The sequence below is a fragment of the Pseudomonas sp. UBA7530 genome (assembly GCF_002479365.1).
Lineage (GTDB): Bacteria > Pseudomonadota > Gammaproteobacteria > Pseudomonadales > Pseudomonadaceae > Aquipseudomonas.
This window is the reverse complement of record NZ_DLMS01000013.1, coordinates 289964-307815: the sequence shown is the minus strand read 5'-3', so window position 1 is coordinate 307815 and position 17852 is coordinate 289964. Positions and strand designations below refer to the sequence as shown.

Sequence of the window (17852 nt, the reverse complement as noted above, 5' to 3'; positions counted from 1 at the left end):
ACGCCATTTTTATGGCGACAGGATAAGAACTTCAGTCAGGAGAAACGCCAATGCGCACCTTAACCCCGCTGTGGAGCGCCATGTTTTTGGCGACTGTTTGCAGCCAGGCGCAAGCCATGAATTTGTCGGAAGCGATCCAGAGCACGCTGGACAACCATCCGGAGATACACGCTGCCGCCAATAGCCGGCTTTCATCGGATGAAGATGTGAAGTTCGCCAAGGGCGGCTACCTGCCAACCGTCGACCTGCTGGTCGGCTATGGGCGGGAACGCACGGACAGCCCAAGCACCCGGGCACTGGGCGATCACAACAAGGAGACGCTGAACTACCGTGACGCCGAGCTGCGTTTGCGCCAGATGCTCTTCGACGGCTTCAACACGCCCAACGAAGTGGCGCGTACCCAGGCCGTGGTCAATTCCCGAGCCTATCGCCTGCTCGGCACCTCCGAGAGCCTGGCGCTGCGTACCGTCGAGGTATATCTGGATCTGCTGATGCGCCGCGAGATGGTCACCCTGGCTCGCAACAACCTGCAGGCGCACCAGCGCATCAGCGATCAGATCGGCCTGCGCAGCCGCCAGGGCGTGGGCAGCAACGCGGACCTGGATCAGTCCGAAGCACGTTTGGCCCTGGCGCAGAACAACCTCTACACCGAAGAGGTCAACCTGGCCGATGCCGAGGCCAACTTCTTCAGTGCCACCGGTCGTCTGCCCGACCAGCTCGAAGCCCCCGCATCGATCAAGAGCAGCATGCCTGCCGACCTGATGGCCGCCCGGCAAACGGTGATGGACAACAACCCCTTCCTGAAATCGGCGCAAGCCGACGTCAACGCTGCCGAGAAGCAGTACGAGGTTGCCAAGTCCCCCTTCTACCCGCGCTTCGATCTGGAACTGGCTACCTCGGCCGATGACAACGTGCAGGGCGACGAAGGCCACTACAACACCTGGCGAGCCGCCGTGGTGATGAATTACAACCTGTTCAACGGCATGCGCGACAAGGCTCGCCTGCAGTCGGCCGCGCACCAGATCAACGAGTCGATGGACATCCGCAACAACGCCCTCAGGGTACTCAACGAGAACCTCTCGCTGGCCTGGAACGCCATGGAGAACGCGCGCCTGCAGACTCCCAAGGCGCGCGATTACGCGGACTACACCTCTCGCGTTCGCGAGGCCTATCAGCAGCAATTCAGCCTGGGGCAACGCACCCTGCTCGATCTGCTCGACAGCGAAAACGAACTGTTCACCGCCAACCGCCGTTACACCGAGGTTCGCTATGGCGAAGAGTTCTCGATGTACCGCGTCGTTGCGGCCATGGGGGATCTGCTGCGTCAGCAACAGGTCGTGGTCCCGGCAGAAGCTGTAGCCCTCACGGAAGTGAAAAGCGAAGCACGCCTGCCGGATATGAAGTGATCCCGGCTCGAAGGCCCACGCGAATGTACTTGGGCCGACGCGCAGCAGACATTGCACAGTCAGGTTTTGCCAGCTAGAGCCAGGCAAGGCGAAATTGGGCGAAGAAGCGGAGTTTACGTGCTGTAAATGAGCATTACTCGCTTCGCTCGCCCTTCGGGCCGCGCTGAAGCGCGTTAGCTAGAGCAGCTTTCTGAGCCCGATTTCAACGCAGCATGGCCGACGCGCAGCAAACCTGGCACAGGCTCTGAGGAGTAGTAGAAATTGACCACCATGGAACGACCAGGGCCAGCCAGTGATCCACGGCTCAGTCACGACGATCCGCTGTTGGATGGTTTGTTGATTCTTTGTCGGCTGCACGGCTGCAGCGCCAGTCGCGGCAGCCTGAGCGCCGGCCTGCCGTTGCCGGCGCAGCGCCTTAGCCCTGACCTGCTGGCTCGCGCCGCAGCTCGGGCCGGGCTGCAGGGTCGCCTGCTTCAGCGCGATCTCGCCAGCATCTCGCCGCTCAACCTGCCGGTGCTGCTGCTGCTCAAGGACGGCCGCAGCGCCGTGCTGCGCCAATGGGGGCCGAAGCAGCAGGCGCAGATTCTGCCCTGCGAGACCGATGGCGGCGAACAGTGGGTCAGCCGCGAACAACTGGCCGCCGCGTACAGCGGCCAGGCCTTTTTCGCGCGTCCGCGGCACGAGCTGGAAGAAGCCCGTACACCACTGGTGCCGCGCATCGAGGCCTGGTTCCGCGACACCCTCAAGCTGTCGCGCTGGCTCTACACCGATGCGGTGCTGGCCAGCCTGCTGATCAACCTGCTGGGCCTGATGGTGCCGCTGTTCGTGATGCAGACCTACGACCGCGTCGTACCCAACCAGGCCACCGCGACGCTCTGGGTACTGGCCATCGGTCTTTTTATCGGCACCGGCTTCGAACTGCTGCTGAAAGTGCTACGGGCGCATCTGCTGGATACCGCCGGCAAGAAGACCGATGTGGTGCTTTCGGCTACCCTGTTCGAGCGCATCACCGGCATGTCGATGAAGGCACGGCCGGCTACCATCGGCGGCTTTGCCCAGAGCATCCACGACTTCCAGGGGCTGCGCGATTTCCTCACTGCGGTCACCCTGACCAGCCTGATCGACCTGCCCTTCTCCCTGCTGATGCTGCTGGTGATCGGCCTGATCGGCGGACCGCTGGTGGTCATTCCGGTGCTGGCCTTCCCCATCACCATCCTTTTCGCCTGGATCATCCAGGTGCGCCTGCGCGACACCGTGCAGAAGAGCCTACAACTCGGCGCACAACGTCAGGCGCTGCTGATCGAAACGCTCGGCGGGCTGGAGATGCTCAAGGTCTGCGGTGCCGAGAGCGAACGCCAGCATCAGTGGGAACAGACCCATGGCGCCCTCACTCGCCTGGACGGCCATGCCAAGTTCCTTGCCTCGCTGGCCACCAACGGCACCCTGTTCCTCCAGCAGTTCGCCGGCATGGCCACCATCGTTTCCGGGGTGTACCTGATCATCGCCGGCAACCTCAGCGTCGGTGCGCTGGTGGCCTGCTACATGCTCGGCAGCCGGATTCTCGCGCCGCTGGGACAGATCGCAGGACTGATCACCCGCTACCAACAGGCACGCCTGACCATGACCAGTACCGACGCGCTGATGGCCCTGCCCCAGGAGCGCCAGGACAAGCAGCGCCCGCTGGACCGCACCCAGCTCAAGGGGACGCTGGAGGTGCGCCAGATCAGCTTCACCTACCCTGGCCAGAGCGCACCGGCGCTGAGCAACGTCAGCCTGCGCATGGCGGCTGGCGAGCGCCTCGGCATCATCGGCCGCAGCGGCTCGGGCAAGAGCACCCTGGCCCGCCTGCTGATGGCCTTCTACAGCACCGATGAAGGCCAGATCCTGCTGGACAATCTCGACCTGCGTCAGCTCGATGTGGCCGACCTGCGCCACCAGATCGGCTACGTTGCCCACGATCTGCCGCTGCTGGCCGGCAGCCTGCGCGACAACCTGACCCTGGGCGCGCGTTACATCAGCGATGCGCGCATGCTCGAAGTCGCCGAACTGACCGGCGTGGTCGACCTGGCGCGACAACATCCGCAGGGGTTCGACCGCCCGGTGGGCGAACGCGGCCAGCTGCTCTCCGGCGGCCAGCGCCAGGCCGTGCTGCTGGCCCGCGCGCTGTTGCTCGACCCGCCGATTCTGGTGCTCGACGAGCCCACCAGCGCCATGGACAACACCAGCGAAGACCAATTGCGTCAACGACTGCACAACTGGGTGCAGGGCAAGACCCTGATTCTCATCACCCACCGCGCCTCCATGCTCAGCCTGGTCGACCGCCTGGCCGTTCTCGACAATGGCCGCATCGTTGCCGACGGGCCGAAGGAAGCCGTCATCGAAGCCTTGCGCAAGGGCCGTGTCGGCCCGGCCAGCCTCTAGGAGCGCCCTGCCATGCAAGCTACACAGAGCCTCGGCAGTTACCTTGACGGCCTGCGCGAGAAACGCCAGGACACCGAATTCATGCCGGAAGTAGAAGGCGCCATTCTCGAGGATTCGCCCTGGTTGAGCCGCGTCACGGTATGGGCAGTAAGCGCCTGCCTGCTGACCGCAATGGCCTGGGCCCACTTCGCCGTGCTGGAGGAAGTCACCACCGGCGAGGGCAAGGCCATTCCCTCGAGCAAAATTCAGGTGATCCAGAACCTGGAAGGCGGCATCGTCAGCGAAATCTTCGTTCGCGAAGGCCAGGTGGTGGACAAGGGCGACACGCTGCTGCGCCTGGATGACACACGTTTTCTGTCCAATCGTGGCGAAACCGAAGCCGATCGCCTGGCGCTGATGGCTCGTCTGGAGAGGCTAGGCGCCGAAGCCGAAGGGCGCGAACCCAGCCTGCCAGAAGAGATCCTCCAGGGCGCACCGCAGTTGGCCGAAGACGAGCTGGCGCTTTACCGCTCGCGGCAACAGCGTTTGAAAAGCGAGCAGCGTACTCTTAGCGAGCAGTTGCGCCAGAAGGAGCAGGAGCTCGCCGAATTTCGCTCCAAGGCCCAGCAGTATCGTTCCAGCCTGGGTCTGCTGCAGCAGGAGCTGAACATGTCGCAACCGCTGGTGGCCTCGGGCGCGATTTCCCAGGTCGAAGTGCTGCGCCTGCGCCGCAGCCTGGTGGAGGTGCGTGGCTCGCTGGAAGCCACCAACCTGGCCATCCCTCGCGCCGAAGCGGCGATGAGCGAGATCAAGAGCAAGATGGACGAGTCCGAGCTGAGCTTCCGCTCCGATGCTTTCAAGGAACTCAACGAAGTGCGCACCGAACTGCAGAAGATCACCGCCACCCGGGTTGCCATCGAGGACAAAGTGACCCGCACTACCGTCACATCACCCGTGCGCGGGGTAATCAAGCAGCTCAAGGTCAACACCATCGGCGGCGTGGTGCAGCCGGGCAGCGACATGGTCGAGATCGTGCCGCTGGACGACAGCCTGCTGATCGAAGCCAAGGTACGCCCGCAGGACGTGGCGTTCCTGCACCCCGGGCAGAAGGCCATGGTCAAGTTCACCGCCTACGACTACACCATCTATGGCGGGCTCAAGGCCAACCTGGAACTGATCAGCGCCGACACCATCACCGATGAGGAAGGCAACAGCTTCTACCTGATTCAGGTGCGCACGGACAAAAGCCACCTGGGCAGCGAGGAGAGCCCCCTGCTGATCATCCCCGGCATGGTCGCCACCGTGGACATCATCACTGGCGAGAAGAGCGTGCTGTCGTACTTGCTCAAGCCGGTGCTCAAGGCCCGCTCGGAGGCCATGCGCGAGCGCTGAATACATGCCGTACATTCTGCGTAGCCCGGATGCAATCCGGGATTGATCGTCGAAACGTAGAACTTCCCCGGATTGCATCCGGGCTACGCGACATCGCCGAATCGCCATATGTCACGAGCCCGAACCCTAGCATTCATCAAGAGCTGGGGGGGCTGTGCGCACTGCATCAGCGCTGGTGATTGCGGATGAAGACCTCTTTTCCCATCGCCGCGATCTGCCCCTCGATCAACGCATCGAAGGGTCTGAGCAATGCAGCGAAACCCTGAGGTGCCTCGAGCGTATCCAATGCCGCGGCAATCGCTTCGATGGTCGACAGCGCACCCTCCTGCGGCGCCTTGCGCAACCGATAGCGTGACGGAGCGACGGTGCCCAGGCTGACGCGCGGCAATGCCGCTAACAGCGGGTTGAGGTGCAGCAGCTTGCGCGCCTTGCGCCAGGTGCCATCGGGCACCACCATCAGCAAGGGTTTCTCGTCAGGCGCATAAGCGCTCAGAGCGACAGCCTCTTCGCCGGGAAACAGCAGGCAGGCCCGATAGTCAGGCTGAGCGAGCAATTGCGGCAGATCATCGAATACCTCGCCGACGCGCAGCTCTGCATTGCGCAACCCCAACGCCGCCAGGCGCGCGGTATTCAGCGCATGGCCGACCTCACTCGGGTGCTGCAGGATGAGCACACGAGTACGGCTATCGAGATCGGGAATCAGCGGGCAGAGACAACGGCTGAGGGGGCGCTGACAACGGCAACAGGTCGGACGAGGCATGCGCCGCAGTTTGCCAGAATACCCCCGCGCTCGCGTAGCCCGGATGCAATCCGGGAATGATTCGAAGTTCCCGGACGCATCTGCGTTGCGCGGTCAGCGATTGAAGCGCTCAGCCAGACTGTGCAGATAATCGGCCATCTCTTCCAGCTCTCGGCTGATGGCCACGCCCTGATGCGCCTGACCGGCGCTGTGATCGGAAAGCTGGGCGATGCGGGTGATCTGCCGGCTGATATCCTCGGCCACGTGACTCTGTTCTTCGGACGCGGCCGCCATCTGCTGGCTCATGCCGGTGATACGCGTCACGGCCGAACTGATGCCCTCCAGCGCATCGCGCACCGATTCCACGCTTTGCACGCTGCCTCGGGAAATTTCCTCGCCCCTACCCGCGGTCACCACCGCACGCTCGGCCCCGGCACGCAGGTCGGAAATGATCTGGTGAATCTGCTCGGTGGACTGGCGCGTGCGCGAGGCCAGCGAACGCACCTCATCGGCCACCACCGCGAAGCCACGGCCCTGCTCGCCCGCCCGCGCCGCCTCGATGGCGGCATTGAGCGCCAGCAAGTTGGTCTGCTCGGCGATCGAGGTGATCACATCGGCCACGCTGCCGATGGACTGGGTGGAGTTGGCCAACTCGTTGACCGCCTGGCCAATGTCGTTGACGGCCTTGGCCATCTGCCGCATGGAGTCGAGACTGCCGACCGCCAGGTCGCGCCCGTCACGCGCCAGGCGATCGGCTTCCTCGGCAGCGTGCGAGGTGTTCTGGACGTTGTGCGCGACCTCCTGAATGGTCGCGGCCATCTGGTTAATGGCCGTTGCGGACTGGTCGGTTTCGGCACGTTGCTGGTCGAGAAGCTCGGAGCTCGAACGCGACAACTCGGCGGATTGCGATGCGCGTTTCTTGACGCCCTCCCCGGCGTCTTCCAATCGCGTCAGCGCCGTCTGCAAACGCGCTTCCTCGCTGATCATCGCCATATCCAGCAGCGCCTGGGCGCCGCGATTGTCGCTGTACGTCAACGCCACCAGACCGCTGGTGAAGGCTTTCGGATGTTCGGCGAGGGTCCGGCGAATGAGCTGCCGCTTGCTATGAAGCTGGTAGGAGCCCAGAGCGAACAGGGTCAGGATTATGAAGGCCATCAGTGGCCAGCCCGAGATCACCCAATGCGCCGCGACGATCAGTAATGACGCAACGATCAGCGGCCATGACCGTACCAGGTCGTAAGTCCAGTACTCGAGTTTCGGCACCGGCGGCTTGCCGGCACGCAGGCGAGCGTACAGCAGCTCGGCACGACGCTTCTGCGCCTCTGTCGGTAATGAACGCACCGACTCGTATCCGGCAATCCGGCCGTTCTCATAGATCGGCGTGACGTAGGCGCTGACCCAGTAGTAGTCACCATTCTTAGAGCGATTCTTGACGATCCCCATCCAGGGCTTGCCCTGCTTGATCGTCTCCCACATGTGGCCGAATACCGCTGGCGGCATGTCCGGATGTCGCACGAGGTTATGCGGCTGGCCGATCAACTCCTCACGCGTGAAGCCGCTGATCTCGACGAAGGCATCGTTGCAATAGGTGATCTTGCTGTTGAGGTCGGTGGTGGAAATCAGGCGGTCTTCCGCGGGGAAGGTTCTTTCCCGCTGAGTCACGGGCAGGTTCTGGCGCATCGAGGCTTCCCTGTTCGCATTAGAGTTGAGACAGACGTATGAATAAGTACTAGCACAGCCTAATAAGCGCGCCAGCGTTAGGCTGTACGCCTTTCGGAGAAGAAAGGCGACTCTGTTTCAGTTCTGATTCAGTTGCGTCTTGAAAGGTCTTGAGCAATGGCCTGCGGTTACGACCATGGCCACACAAGTCAGCCGCGCAGTCCGAGTGGTTGCGTTAGCACTGGAGGATTGGGCACTGCCGATGAGATCAGGGAAGGCCCCTAAGGTGAAATACAGCCGCAACCGCAGCCCTTGCCAGGCAAGCCGCAGGCAGGGTTGTGGCCACGATAAGCCCGGCTTGCTTCCGGGCCAAAGCGTTCAGCGACGCTGACGCGCTTCGCGACGCAGGCGCTCCTGCTCGGCTTCGCTGATACGAATCGGCTGGGGTTGCGGGACGAGGCCAAGGGCCTGCAGCACGGCTTGCAGTTGTTCTTGCAGCTTGGCGAGCATGGGTACGACCTCCTGCCAAGTAAAGGGAGAGCCAGGGGCTCACTTATCAGATTAGGCCGGGCAAAGCGGATTTCAACCCGGCTCGGTCAAATCACCGGGCTCTTGCGCCGATAGGGAAACACGTCGATCACCTTGCCTGCACGAATCGCTTCCTGCAGTTGTTTCCAGCAGTCGGCGTCATACAGGTTGCCATGCAGCTGGCTGAACAGCCGGCGCTGCCTGATATCGGCGAACAGGAACGGCGGGAACTCCTCGGGGAACACGTCCATCGGCCCCACCGAATACCAGGGTTCGGAGCTCATCTCGTCCTCGGGGAAGCGCGGCGGCGGGATGCGCCGGAAGTTCACTTCGGTGAGAAAGCAGATCTCGTCGTAGTCGTAAAACACCACGCGGCCATGGCGAGTGACACCGAAGTTCTTCAACAACATGTCGCCGGGGAAGATATTCGCCGCCGCCAGTTGCTTGATGGCCAGGCCGTAATCGTCCAGCGCTTCGCGTACCTGCGCCTCGTTGGCACTTTCCAGGTAGAGGTTGAGCGGCGTCATGCGCCGCTCGGTCCAGCAGTGGCGTACCAGCACGGCGTCACCCTCCACCACCACGGTCGACGGCGCCACTTCCAGCAACTCCGCCAGGCACTCGGGCTCGAACTTGGCCTTGGGGAAACGGAAGTCGGCGAACTCCTGGGTGTCGGCCATGCGCCCTACGCGGTCGACGCTTTTCACCAGGCGATACTTCTCGATCACCGTATTGCGGTCCACTGTCTTGGCGTGGGCGAAGCGGTCCTTGATGATCTTGAACACGGTATTGAAGCCCGGCAGGGTGAACACGCTCATGACCATGCCACGCACACCCGGCGCCATGATGAAGCGGTCGTCGGTACTGGCCAGATGGCCGATCAGCGCCCGGTAGAACTCGGATTTGCCGTGCTTGTAGAAGCCGATCGAGGTGTACAACTCGGCGATGTGCTTGCCCGGCAGGATGCGTTTGAGAAAGCCAACGAACTCGGCTGGGATCGCCACGTCGACCATGAAGTAGCTGCGGGTGAAGGAGAAGATGATCGACACCTCCGCCTCGTCGGTGATCGCCGCATCGGCCTGGATGCCCTGCCCTTCGCGGTGCAGCAGCGGGATCGCCAGTGGCCACTGCTCCTCAAGGTTGTAGATGCGTCCGATCAGGTAGGCGCCCTTGTTGCGATACAGCACCGAGGAAAACAGCTCGATGCATAGCTGTGGGTCCTTGCACACCCAGTCCGGCAGGCTGGCGCGCAGTTGTTCCTCCATGCGCTGCAGATCGCGAGGCAGGTCCTCGTAGGGCGCGTCGAAACGGTAATCCTCGAAGATCGCCTGCAACGTCGCATGCAGCTCGCCGGCGGGCCGGTAGCTGCGCGTCTGCGCAGCGCTGGGCTGGTTGCGCAGCGATGGCCGGGTGGTATGGATGAACATGCAGCCGTCGCTGATCTGGTCATGACTGAACAGGCTGCAGAAGATCGAGTTGAACCAGGTTTCCGCCAGCTCGTCGTCGAAGCGCCGGTCGATCAGGACGATATAGGCACTCTTGACCAGCGGCCACTGACCGACCTCCAGCAGCGACTGATCGAAGCCCGCGAGCAGACCTTCGCGGGTCTGCGCCACTTTCTCTTCGTACAGGTTGATCCGCGCCGCCGAGGCCTGCTGCGCCTCCTGCCACTGCGCCTGCTCGAAGCGCACACGGGCGCCATCGGTGATCTGGCGAAAGTGCTCGCGGTAATCGTCGAAGCCGTCGAGGATCAGGCGAGCGATCTCGCCGGCTGGCCATTGTTGCCCCATACATATGTCTCGCAAGGTAATGAGTGAAGCGAGCTTAGCCGCAAAGCCGGCCAAACGTAGCCCGGATGCAGTCCGGAGAATATCGCCCACGTCTTCCCGGATTGCATCCGGGCTACGGGTTGGCACAAACCTCGTTCAAAAGTGCAATGCGGATTGCCAGAACCCTGCCCAGCGGCAACACTCTCGCCCCCACCCTGCCGGATGTTTCACCGTGCGTACCGCCGATCTGTTTCGCCTGCTGCTACTCGCCGCCATCTGGGGCGCCAGCTTTCTCTTCATGCGCGTTGCCGCACCGGTGCTGGGCAGTATGCCGACCGCGTTCTTTCGCGCCAGCTTCGGCACGCTCGGGCTGCTCGCCGTGCTTGTGCTGCTGCGCAGCAATTGGGACTTTCGCGGCAAGCTGCGCATCTGCCTGGGCCTGGGCGTGATCAACGCCGGCCTGCCTTCGGCCATGTACTGCCTGGCGGCGCTCATCCTGCCGGCCGGCTATTCGGCAATCTTCAATGCCACCACGCCGTTGATGGGCGTATTGATCGGTGCGTTGTTCTTCCATGAGGGCATCACGCCAAGCAAGGCGGCGGGCGTGTTTCTCGGTCTGCTCGGCGTGGCGGTGCTGACCCGCACCGGGCCGGTGGCCTTCGACCTGCAACTGCTGCTCGGCGCCGGAGCCTGCCTGGTGGCCACCACCTGCTACGGCTTCGCGGGCTTTCTTACCCGCCGCTGGATCGGCCAGCAGGGCGGCCTGGACAACCGCCTGACCGCCTTCGCCAGCCTGGCAGGAGCCAGTCTGTTCCTGCTACCGCTGTTCGTCGGCAGCCTGGCGCTGCAACCGCCGCCCAGCTGGGGCGGTCTGGAAGTATGGTTATCGCTGGCCGGCCTGGGTCTGATCTGCACGGCGTTCGCCTACGTGCTGTATTTCCGCCTGCTGGCCGACATCGGGCCGATCAGGGCCAGTACCACGACCTTCCTGATCCCGCCGTTCGGCGTGTTGTGGGGCGCCCTGCTGCTGGGAGAGCCACTGAGCTGGGACTACCTGCCTGGCTGCGTACTGATCGCCCTGGCTCTGTGGTTGGTGGTCAGGCCTGGAGTAGCCAAGGTGTAGGGTCCGCCCCTACGAAAAGGCCGCCCGAAGGCGAATGCCAGTCAGTTAAGGCTGTAAGCGCATGGCTCCCCTCTCCCGTTTACGGGAGAGGGGCTGGGGGAGAGGGCCGAAATACCGCAAAACGGGCATTTACCCCTCTCCCTAACCCTCTCCCCAGAGGGGCGAGGGGACTGAATAGTAGCCAGTCGGCGCTTAACTGATCGGCATTAACCCGAAGGCGGCTTTGATCGCGAGCAGCGGGTCTTACTGCTGCAATTCCTGCTCGGTGAACAGATCGCTGAACAGCATGCTCGACAGATAACGCTCACCGGAGTCAGGCAGGATCACCACGATGGTCTTGCCCTGCATCTCCGGCTTTTCGGCCAGGCGCACCGCCGCCGCCATCGCCGCGCCACAGGAAATCCCGCAGAGAATGCCTTCCTCGCGCATCAGGCGCAGGGCCATGGCCTTGGCTTCATCATCATTGACCTGCTCGACCTGATCGACCATCGCCAGGTCGAGGTTCTTCGGCACGAAACCGGCGCCGATGCCCTGGATCTTGTGCGGAGCCGGCTTGACCTCGTCACCCGCCAGGGTCTGGCTGATCACCGGCGAACTCACCGGCTCCACCGCCACCGACAGGATCGGCTTGCCCTGGGTCTGCTTGATGTAGCGCGAAACGCCGGTGATGGTGCCGCCGGTGCCGACGCCGGAGACCAGCACGTCGATGGCGCCTTCGGTGTCGCGCCAGATTTCCGGCCCCGTGGTCTTTTCGTGGATGGCCGGGTTGGCCGGGTTCTCGAACTGCTGCGGCAGGTAGTAGTCAGGGTTGGCGGCGACCAGCTCGTGGGCTTTCTCGATCGCGCCCTTCATGCCCTTGGCCGGCTCGGTCAGCACCAGCTCGGCGCCCAGGGCCTTGAGCACCTTGCGCCGCTCCAGGCTCATCGAGGCTGGCATGGTCAGCACCAGCTTGTAACCACGTGCGGCAGCGACGAAGGCCAGGCCGATCCCGGTATTGCCGGAGGTCGGTTCAACGATGGTCATGCCCGGTTTGAGCACGCCGCGCTCCTCGGCATCCCAGATCATGCTGGCGCCAATGCGGCACTTGACCGAATACGCCGGGTTGCGCCCCTCGATCTTGGCCAGGATGGTCACACCTTTCGGCCCCAGACGGTTGATCATCACCAGCGGCGTGTTGCCGATGGCCTGGGCGTTATCTGCGAAAATGCGGCTCATGATGCATCGATTCCTTGTCGTTGCGGAGCCCATCAGCCTATGCCCGATGATCCATGGCGTCCAGCATCAGGAAGGTCGAACTCTGCACCCGCTCGCGCAGTCAACCTGAGGTGAACAGACCTGACGGATACACCAGATGAAACGCCGTTACAGCCTGCCGCTGTGGATTTGCCTCAGCCTGCTCGCCCTGCTGGTGATACTGCACGTTGCCCTGCCCTACGTCCTTCGCGACTACCTCAATGGCAAGCTCGCCGACATGGGCGACTACCGTGGGCACATAGAAGACATCGACCTCGCACTCTGGCGCGGCGCCTATCGCATCAATGGCCTGAACATCGTCAAGGCCGAACAGCAGGTACCGGTGCCTTTCGTCGATGCTCCGCGCATCGATATCTCGGTGAGCTGGCGCGACCTGTGGCAGGAGCGTGCCGTGGTGGCCAGAGTGATTTTCGACAAGCCGCAGGTGAATTTCGTCGACGGGCAAAGCAGCGACGACACCCAGACCGGTGAAGGTGTCGACTGGCGCGAGCAGCTGAACAAGCTGCTGCCGATCACCCTCAACGAAGTGCGCGTGCTCGACGGCACCCTGGGCTTCTACAACTTCAATGCCTCGCCACCGGTGAAGCTGCACGCCAATGCCATCGACGCCAGCCTTTACAACCTGACTAACGTGGCCGATGAACAGGGCGATCGCGTCGCCCGGTTCGAAGGCACCGCACAACTGCTCGATCACGCGCCACTGGAAGCAACTGCCGTGTTCGACCCCTTCCACAATTTCGAGGATTTCGAATTCCGCGTACGCGCGACCGGCATCGAGCTGCCGCGCCTGAACGACCTGGCCAACGCCTATGGCAAGTTCGACTTCAAAAGCGGTAATGGCGACCTGGTGATCGAGGCCCACGCCGAGGACGCGCAGCTCAGCGGCTATATCAAACCGCTACTGCGTAACGTCGAGGTATTCGACTGGCAGCAGGATGTAGAGGATCAGGACAAGGGCTTTCTGCGCTCGATATGGGAGGCGTTGGTCGGCGGCAGCGAGAAAGTGTTGAAGAACCAGCGCCAGGACCAGATCGCCACCCGCGTGGAACTCAGCGGCAGCACGCGTCAGCAGGACATCAGCGCCTTTCAGGCCTTCCTCGGCATCCTGCGCAACGGCTTCGTCGAAGCCTTCAATGCGCGCTTCGAGAACGCTCCGCCGGGTAGCGAAGACTAATCATCGCTGAAGATGGCCTCGATCGGCGTGACCCGCCATTCAGTGACTGAATACCGCGTCTTCGTTCACAGGCGAACCGGCTGCGCGTTATAGTCGCATTCACAAAGTCAGCCGGCTGCGCCGCGCGCGCCCGTTCGAGGAATCTTCCCGATGAAATTCGAAGGCACCCAGTCCTACGTCGCCACCGACGACCTCAAACTAGCGGTCAATGCCGCCATCACCCTACAACGCCCGCTGCTGGTTAAGGGTGAGCCGGGCACCGGCAAGACCATGCTCGCCGAGCAATTGGCCGATGCCTTCTCTGCCCGCCTGATCACCTGGCACATCAAGTCCACCACCAAGGCGCACCAGGGCCTCTACGAATACGATGCGGTCAGCCGCCTGCGCGATTCGCAGCTCGACTCTGACAAGGTCCACGACGTTCGCAACTACATCAAGAAGGGCAAGCTGTGGGAGGCGTTCGAGTCCGACGAGCGCGTGATCCTGCTGATCGACGAAATCGACAAGGCCGACATCGAGTTCCCCAACGACCTGTTGCAGGAACTCGACAAGATGGAGTTCTACGTTTACGAGACCAATGAGACGATCAAGGCCAAGCAGCGCCCGATCATCATCATCACCTCGAACAACGAGAAGGAGCTGCCGGACGCCTTCCTGCGCCGCTGCTTCTTCCACTACATCGCCTTCCCGGATCGCGACACGCTGAAGAAGATCGTCGACGTGCACTACCCCAACATCAGCGGCGAGCTGGTGGCCGAGGCGTTGGACGTATTCTTCGACGTACGCAAGGTGCCGGGCCTGAAGAAGAAGCCCTCGACCAGCGAACTGGTGGACTGGCTCAAGCTGCTGATGGCCGACAACATCGGCGAAGCGGTGCTGCGCGAACGCGATCCGACCAAGGCCATCCCGCCGCTGGCCGGTGCTCTGGTGAAGAATGAGCAGGATGTGCAACTGCTCGAGCGCCTGGCCTTCATGACCCGCCGCGCTTCTAGGTAGGAATTCGGGCTGCTGCGCGTCGGCCATGCTGTGTTGGAATCAGGCTTGCAATGCTCATGTACAAAAGTACACTGCGCTTGCTCACCTGATTCCGCCTTGCCTGGCTCTAGCTCGCAATCCCTTGCCCCGTGCAACAGAGAAGCCGTCCCCCGGCAATAGGCTTTGACGCAACGTGCCAGAGCCAACCAATAAACGAGGGCGCAGCCATGCTGCTCAATTTATTCAACGAAATGCGCGCGGCCAAGGTGCCGGTGTCGGTGCGCGAGCTGCTCGACCTGATCAACGCGCTCAAGCACAACGTCGTGTTCGCCGACATGGACGAGTTCTATTACCTGGCGCGCGCGATCCTGGTGAAGGACGAACGCCACTTCGACAAGTTCGACCGTGCCTTCGGCGCCTACTTCAAGGGTCTGGAAAACCTCAACGAACATATTGAGGCGATGATCCCCGAGGAATGGCTGCGCAAGGAATTCGAGCGCCTGCTGAGCGATGAGGAAAAGGCGCAAATCCAGAGCCTGGGCGGCCTGGACAAGCTGATCGAGGAGTTCAAGAAACGCCTCGAGGAGCAAAAAGAGAAGCACGCCGGCGGCAACAAGTGGATCGGCACCGGCGGCACCAGCCCGTTCGGCTCCGGCGGCTACAACCCGGAAGGCATTCGCGTCGGCGACGCCGGCAAGCGCCAGGGCAAGGCCGCCAAGGTGTGGGATCAGCGCGAGTACAAGAACCTCGATGACCAGGTCGAGTTGGGCACGCGCAACATCAAGGTGGCGCTGCGCCGCCTGCGCAAGTTCGCCCGCCAGGGCGCTGCCGAAGAGCTTGATCTGGACGGCACCATCGACCACACCGCGAAGGACGGCGGCTTGCTCAATATCCAGATGCGCCCGGAGCGCCGCAACACGGTCAAGCTCCTGTTGCTGCTGGATATCGGCGGCTCGATGGACGCCCACGTAAAGGTCTGCGAGGAGTTGTTTTCCGCCTGCAAGACCGAGTTCAAGCATCTTGAATATTTCTACTTCCACAACTTCATCTACGAGAGCGTGTGGAAGAACAACATGCGCCGCACCAGCGAGCGCACCTCGACCCTGGATCTGCTGCACAAGTACGGCGCCGACTACAAGGTGGTCTTCGTCGGTGACGCAGCCATGGCGCCCTACGAGATCACCCAGGCCGGCGGCAGCGTTGAGCACTGGAACGAGGAAGCCGGCTACGTCTGGATGAAGCGCTTCACCGAGAAATTCAAGAAGATCATCTGGATCAACCCCTACCCCAAGGACACCTGGAACTACACCGCCTCCACCCATCTGGTGCGCGAACTGATCGAGGACCGCATGTACCCGCTGACCCTGCAGGGGCTGGAAGATGGGATGAAGTACCTGTCCAAGTAAGCGAAAGCGCTGCAACGAAAGGGTAAAGCCTGTCACCCATCGCTGTTCAGGGCTACGCCACTGGTTTAATCGGTATCCAAGGGACAGGGCTTCGCGGACGATTCCGCTCCCACAGGAATTACCGCACCAGCCCTGCGAACGCTGGACCTATGTGGGAGCGGACTTGTCCGCGATAAGTTTGCCTCGCCGCGGCAGTCGCTGCTGCCTGATCAAATAAAAACGCCGCGCCCCTGCAGAGCAGTCGCGGCGTTTTCCTTGATTGACGACATAACCCCGAAGGGCCCTTTGCCTGGAAGGCGCGCACTCAGCGCTTGTCGTCGTCCGGCTTGTTCAGGTCCATCACCGTCTGCGCCGGGGTCTGCAGTGGCTCTTCCGGCTTGCTCTCGGCAGTGGCTACCGGCGCTTGCGGCGCACTCGCCTCTTCGCTCGGCATGTTCTGCTTGCTCCGGCCGATACGCTTGAACAGCCAGCCGATCACCACCACCGGGATGAACCAGAACTTCTTCAGCAGTACCAGCAGCATGGCCAGCAGGCCGGTCTTGGCCGCCACCTTGCCGGCTACTAACGCGCCCAGGCCGTAAGCGGCGACGGTGTCCAGATCCGGGTCGAATTCGGCGTAGCGCTGGCCAGGGTTGAATTCGGTAGCTGCCAGCACGGCCGGTACGTTGGCTTCGATTTCAGCCAGCTGGTCCATGTTGGCGACGAAATTCAGTACCAGCACACCTTTACGGCCCAGCACGCGGATGTTGTAGTTCAGGGTATTGATCTCGCTGTCGCCGAACTTAAGTTCCTTGGCCCAGTGCAGTTTCTTGCCTTCGGCATCGTAGCGTGGCGCAGCGGCCCAGCCGACCAGTTGTACCGGCTCGTAGCCGTTCTCTTCACGCCAGGTGTTGGCCTCGCGCATGTCGGCCTGCATGTCCTTGAGCATGTCGCCATAGTCGATATCGGCGGCGTCCTCGTCGGACACATAGCCGCTGTCTTCGTATTCGACGGTCACGCCCCAGGACTCGTCGGCCAACGGCGACACACCGGCCGGCAGGATCATGCCCAGCGGCGGTACGTCATCCGGCGGGTTGCCCCAACCGTCGACCAGCAGGCGCTGGGCATTCTCGCCATCGAGGAACACCAGCGAATCGGGCAGGTTGAGGGTAGCCAGGTTGTTGCCAAGCACCACTCGCCCGGTCTTGAACTCCAGGCTGGCGACGAATTCTTCAGGGCTGATGTACTGCGCCGAATCGTCACCTTCGGTGACCTCCTCGCTGACCGCAGCACTCTCAGGCTCGGTCTCGGGATTGGCATATGCAGCGGACGTGAACGGCAGAACGGCAGCCAGCGCGGCTGCCAGGATCGAATCCTTGATCGACATGGAAACTCCAGTGAAACAGGGTAAGAGATAAATGTAACGCGGTATTACATTACCATACCCTGCTCACACGTCTGGCGAACCAGCGCACCTTTTGCTCCGCTCGGCTTGCCCAACGTATTGCTCCCGGGGCTTGCCGATTCAGCGCCAGTGGCGTTGCTGGGCGCGTCTGGTCCGCCCTGCCCCGAATATCAAGCCGAACATCAGCACCAGCAGCTCCGCCAGCCAGGCCAGCAGCAACGCGCTGATTACGCCCCAGAGAATTGCATCCGGAGTGAACAGCACCTGATAGCGGTACGCCCGCAAGGTTTCCTGGAACAGCTCGTGATCGGCGCCAGTCGCCAGGTGCCAGGCCTGGGCGTACCATGGGCCCTGCATGGCCTGCCACTCGCGCTCGAGCAAAGCCGAGCGCTGCACCAGATGCCCGACGCTGTTGGCGTCGCTGCGCATCACCGGGTCGTCGCTGACGCGGTAGTGCGCCACCAGCGCGTCCATGTCGCCCTTGAAGAATTTCTGTGCGGTTTCCTGGAAGCCCTTGAGACTCTGTTGCGACTCCAGACGATGGGCCTCGACGCGCTTGGCATAGTCATCGATGAAGCCCGGCACCTGTACGCCAAGCAACAGGCCGAAGGCGAATAGCGTCAGACGCAGGTAGCTTCTAAGCATG

The 17852-nt window shown here is 62.4% G+C and carries 14 protein-coding genes and 1 pseudogene; 7 read left to right on the top strand and 8 right to left on the bottom strand.

Annotated features, from left to right (window positions below; all coding sequences use genetic code 11):
* Positions 1-50: 50 nt before the first annotated feature.
* From B2U07_RS22055 to B2U07_RS22045, 3 genes are all read left to right on the top strand, one after another.
* Complete coding sequence (locus B2U07_RS22055) at positions 51-1406, top strand: TolC family outer membrane protein (RefSeq protein ID WP_296277934.1); 1356 nt, start codon at positions 51-53, stop codon at positions 1404-1406.
* Between the two features lie 270 nt (positions 1407-1676).
* Positions 1677-3827: a type I secretion system permease/ATPase gene (locus tag B2U07_RS22050; protein ID WP_296277932.1), complete on the top strand. Its 2151-nt coding sequence runs from the start codon at positions 1677-1679 to the stop codon at positions 3825-3827.
* A gap of 12 nt (positions 3828-3839) precedes the next feature.
* Positions 3840-5198 carry an HlyD family type I secretion periplasmic adaptor subunit gene (locus tag B2U07_RS22045; RefSeq protein WP_296277931.1) on the top strand — a complete coding sequence of 453 codons (1359 nt, stop codon included), beginning with the start codon at positions 3840-3842 and terminating at the stop codon, positions 5196-5198.
* Positions 5199-5364: 166 nt separating this feature from the next.
* On the opposite strand, the gene B2U07_RS22040 is transcribed toward B2U07_RS22045, so the two are convergent.
* The 5 genes and pseudogenes from B2U07_RS22040 to aceK all read right to left on the bottom strand — a co-directional run bounded on the left by B2U07_RS22040 (position 5365) and on the right by aceK (position 9911).
* The gene (locus B2U07_RS22040) at positions 5365-5958 is read right to left on the bottom strand and encodes a tRNA-uridine aminocarboxypropyltransferase (RefSeq protein ID WP_296277929.1); all 594 of its coding nucleotides are present in this window, start codon (positions 5956-5958) and stop codon (positions 5365-5367) included.
* Positions 5959-6051: 93 nt separating this feature from the next.
* Entirely contained in the window at positions 6052-7092 is a 1041-nt protein-coding gene (locus B2U07_RS22035; protein ID WP_419096376.1) for a methyl-accepting chemotaxis protein, read from the bottom strand.
* A gap of 243 nt (positions 7093-7335) precedes the next feature.
* Positions 7336-7617, bottom strand: a pseudogene (locus tag B2U07_RS23230) (PAS domain-containing protein); the annotation flags it as partial.
* 357 nt (positions 7618-7974) lie between these two features.
* A complete protein-coding gene (locus B2U07_RS22030) occupies positions 7975-8106 on the bottom strand; it encodes a PA1414 family protein (protein WP_269476126.1) in 132 nt (43 codons plus the stop codon).
* A gap of 86 nt (positions 8107-8192) precedes the next feature.
* Complete coding sequence (gene aceK, locus B2U07_RS22025) at positions 8193-9911, bottom strand: bifunctional isocitrate dehydrogenase kinase/phosphatase (protein WP_296277925.1); 1719 nt, start codon at positions 9909-9911, stop codon at positions 8193-8195.
* 211 nt (positions 9912-10122) lie between these two features.
* Between aceK and B2U07_RS22020 the strand changes: the two genes are divergently transcribed.
* Entirely contained in the window at positions 10123-11013 is an 891-nt protein-coding gene (locus B2U07_RS22020) for a DMT family transporter (RefSeq protein ID WP_296277924.1), read from the top strand.
* A gap of 243 nt (positions 11014-11256) precedes the next feature.
* On the opposite strand, the gene cysK is transcribed toward B2U07_RS22020, so the two are convergent.
* Positions 11257-12228, bottom strand: coding sequence for a cysteine synthase A (gene cysK, locus B2U07_RS22015; RefSeq protein WP_296277923.1), 972 nt, complete (start codon positions 12226-12228; stop codon positions 11257-11259).
* Positions 12229-12364: 136 nt separating this feature from the next.
* Here cysK and B2U07_RS22010 point away from each other — a divergent pair, with 136 nt between their 5' ends.
* The 3 genes from B2U07_RS22010 to B2U07_RS22000 all read left to right on the top strand — a co-directional run bounded on the left by B2U07_RS22010 (position 12365) and on the right by B2U07_RS22000 (position 15822).
* Positions 12365-13441: a DUF748 domain-containing protein gene (locus B2U07_RS22010; RefSeq protein WP_296277921.1), complete on the top strand. Its 1077-nt coding sequence runs from the start codon at positions 12365-12367 to the stop codon at positions 13439-13441.
* A 150-nt stretch (positions 13442-13591) separates the two neighbouring features.
* The gene (locus B2U07_RS22005; RefSeq protein WP_072424653.1) at positions 13592-14437 is read left to right on the top strand and encodes an AAA family ATPase; all 846 of its coding nucleotides are present in this window, start codon (positions 13592-13594) and stop codon (positions 14435-14437) included.
* A gap of 206 nt (positions 14438-14643) precedes the next feature.
* Entirely contained in the window at positions 14644-15822 is a 1179-nt protein-coding gene (locus B2U07_RS22000) for a vWA domain-containing protein (protein ID WP_296277919.1), read from the top strand.
* Between the two features lie 304 nt (positions 15823-16126).
* Here B2U07_RS22000 and B2U07_RS21995 read toward each other — a convergent pair whose 3' ends face one another.
* Positions 16127-17188, bottom strand: a complete 1062-nt coding sequence (locus B2U07_RS21995) for a DUF2167 domain-containing protein (protein WP_296277917.1) — start codon at positions 17186-17188, stop codon at positions 16127-16129.
* A gap of 138 nt (positions 17189-17326) precedes the next feature.
* The gene (locus tag B2U07_RS21990; protein ID WP_275546156.1) at positions 17327-17851 is read right to left on the bottom strand and encodes a DUF2937 family protein; all 525 of its coding nucleotides are present in this window, start codon (positions 17849-17851) and stop codon (positions 17327-17329) included.
* Position 17852 lies beyond the last annotated feature (1 nt).